At 65.6% G+C, this 2,720-nt stretch carries 3 protein-coding genes and 1 tRNA gene; 1 reads left to right on the forward strand and 3 read right to left on the reverse strand.

Features of this window, described 5'->3' with window-relative positions:
* Nucleotides 1–350: 350 nt before the first annotated feature.
* The gene (locus IT540_RS18815; protein ID WP_291181295.1) at nucleotides 351–689 is read right to left on the reverse strand and encodes a helix-turn-helix transcriptional regulator; all 339 of its coding nucleotides are present in this window, start codon (nucleotides 687–689) and stop codon (nucleotides 351–353) included.
* A gap of 377 nt (nucleotides 690–1,066) precedes the next feature.
* Nucleotides 1,067–1,142: transfer RNA gene (locus IT540_RS18820), tRNA-Glu, on the reverse strand.
* Between the two features lie 193 nt (nucleotides 1,143–1,335).
* Here IT540_RS18820 and IT540_RS18825 point away from each other — a divergent pair.
* Nucleotides 1,336–1,713 carry a hypothetical protein gene (locus IT540_RS18825; protein ID WP_291181296.1) on the forward strand — a complete coding sequence of 126 codons (378 nt, stop codon included), beginning with the start codon at nucleotides 1,336–1,338 and terminating at the stop codon, nucleotides 1,711–1,713.
* A gap of 126 nt (nucleotides 1,714–1,839) precedes the next feature.
* Here the strand turns inward: IT540_RS18825 and IT540_RS18830 are convergent.
* Nucleotides 1,840–2,720: hypothetical protein (locus IT540_RS18830; RefSeq protein ID WP_291181297.1), on the reverse strand; the 881-nt coding region annotated here is incomplete at its 5' end.

A 2,720-nucleotide genomic window follows, 5' to 3' on the forward strand; every position in this document is an offset into this window, starting at 1 on the left:
AAAGGATGAGAACCGTGTAGACTGCGACAGCGCACCAGCAACCGCTCCGCGCGGGCAGATGCCGGGCGACATCTCAGGGTGCCATGGTTTTGAAAACCCGGGGTGCCTTCCTCCTGAAAACCGACAGACCAGTGATTACTGGAGAACAACGCCAGTTACAGGTGCTTCGTACTCCGGTCTCCGTTCGTCTTCTTCTTGGTCAGCGTGAGCCGGCATCGCCGGCGAGCGCCCCTCAGTGAAGGAATTGACGCCCGTCCGCGTAGGCGCCACCGGGCTGACGCACGCCAGATGTCGCCAAGGTCCCCGGAGCGCCTGTTCGAGCTCCGCAACCGCGTCTTCCTGTTCGTCGGTCAGGCCGTCGTAGCCGATCTGCAGCGCGTCCGCCGGCACCAAGCCTCTGAAGTCCGACGCTCGCGCGATCCGAGCAGCCTGATCACGTGGTACTTGGCAGCAAGCTCCTGCTCGGCCTTCGGCGCGTTCCGGAGATCGTCTAGCGACACGTTCAGCGCTCCGGCCAGGGCCGACAGCGTCTCGGCGCTCACCGACTCTCCGTCCTCGGCACGCTGGACCGTCCGCTCCGAGACCCCCGCCGCTTCCGCCAGCTGTGCCTGTGTCCACGCAAGCCGGTCCCGACACTTCTTCAGGTTCACCGCGACGAACGACGGCGTCGGGTTCGCGGGCGTGTCCATTCCTACCTCCGATGACGAGAGTCTAGACGGCCCGGCGGTTCGCGGCCACGGCAAACGGCCGACAGCGCCACGACAATCGGACGACACCTATGACCGTCACAAGGGCAAACTGCGCCAGAAGCTCACGCTGCTGGAGATCGACCGTCACGCCGACATGCTCGACAAATTCGACGTGGAAGGCATCCTGGCGTTCGCAGATCGCGTTCTACCGCGTGCCTCGGACCTGTGGGTCCAGGCGTCGCTCGATCAGCGGCAACGCCTGCAGCAGCTGTTCTTCCCTGAGGGAGTGGTGTTCGACGGAAGACGGTTTGTTCGAACCGGCGTAAGCACTCCTGCGTTCAAGTACTTAACATCGATTGAACCCGCCGAAAATAATTTGGCGTCCCTAACGGGATTCGAACCCGTGTTTTGGCCTTGAAAGGGCCACGTCCTGGGCCTCTGGACGATAGGGACTCTGGCGAGTATTCGCAGGCCGCGCGGCGTGCACATCCGCCCGGCGGGCAACCCGTAATTTTACCACGGCATCTGCCGCACGTTCCCCGCGCAGCCGCTCTCGCGACGTCTGCCGACGCATCGCACGCGCCCCAGGCCCCGAACCTCGAGACCAGCCGGACACGGAAAGTGGCAGTACAATCCGCCCACAGCCATGACCAGACGCGGACTCCCCTCCTCCGCAGCGCCTCCGAAGAGGACCGCAAGAGCCGGCCGCCGACGCAAGTCCGGCAGCGCCTCCAGCCGGTTCCTGAAGTTCGGCGGCGCCTTCCTCCTCGTCGGCTTGATGGGCTACTGCATCTCGCAAACGGCCGGTGTCGCGTACGGCGAAGACGACATCCGCGTCGTCGATTTCTCGAGCCTCACAGAAGGTCAGAGGCGGACAGCGCTGCGCGAGGCCAACGCGCAGCGCTGCACCTGCGGGTGCGGCATGACGCTCGCCGAGTGCGTGTCGACCGACAGCACCTGCCCGATCCGCGAACCAAACATCGAACGGATCAAGACCATCGTCCGGAACACGAGCCGGCGCTGAGCGCTCGGGCGTCCGGCGTCCACCGGACTGCCCGGGCGCAGCCGGCAGCCTGGACGCCACCTTGACAGCCTGTCGGCCGACCGGCCCGAGAGCCTGCTCGATGGCCGCCCTGCGACCGGCCGCGCGCTACTTCGCGGCCGCCGCCTTCGGCTTCGCCGGCGTCGTCGTCAGCTTCGCGTACTCGTAGATCGCGGCGATCGCCACCTTCTCCATGTTCGCCATGCCGCCGAGCTTGTCCACGCTCTCGACGATGTAGTACTCATTCGCCGCGTGGCCGCGCCCGCCGTTGTCGGCAATGCCGCCGCCCGGCCCCATGCCCATCGGGATGCGGATGTTGCCCACCTTCTCGCCGACCTCCCCGTCGGCAAACACGTACGACGGCCAATAGCCGCCTGTCGGCACCTCTTCGACACCCGGCCGGGTCGCGTTCGCCGCGGTAATTCCCACCGGCGACGCCGTGGCAAGCCCGAGGTCGATCATGTGCTGGTTGCCCTTGATGCGCCCGTTGGTGATGTCGGTGTCCATCGAGGAGCCGCGCGACCACGGCACGTCGCCGATCAGCTTCAGCTCGACGTCCTTGTAGCCGTTGGCGTCGATCTGCGCCCGCAGCTTCTTCACGATGTCGAGCCCCATCATGCGCGGCACGTAGCGGAAGTTGTGCTTCGATGTGATCTTGTTCGGCATGATCGCGCCGGCGCCGCCCGCGTACATGTTCCCGCCCCAGATGCCGTCCAGATTGAACGAGGTCTCGAAGCTGCGTCCCTTGATCACCATGTAGGGGTCGTCCCACTTGTAGCGGGCGACACCGAGGTTCTTCGCCATCTGGACGAGATCCATGGACTTCGCCTGCTCCTTCATCCGCGCGACGTCGGCGGGCGTGGGCGGCTCCTTGTTGTCGAAGAAGCCCTTGATGAGCGGCGTGTTGCCGTCCTCGGAGGTGAGCGACGCCAGCATGTGCATGTGGCGCCAGCCGACGCTGTCGACCGTCCGCATGTTCGAGCCGTGGA

The organism is Hyphomicrobium sp., from assembly GCF_020852195.1.
Taxonomy (GTDB): domain Bacteria; phylum Pseudomonadota; class Alphaproteobacteria; order Rhizobiales; family Hyphomicrobiaceae; genus Hyphomicrobium_C.

Coding starts and splice junctions, on each gene's coding strand:
- IT540_RS18815 (WP_291181295.1), bottom strand. CDS start 689: ATGGACACGCCCGCGAACCCGACGCCGTCGTTCGTCGCGGTGAACCTG.
- IT540_RS18825 (WP_291181296.1), top strand. CDS start 1,336: ATGACCAGACGCGGACTCCCCTCCTCCGCAGCGCCTCCGAAGAGGACC.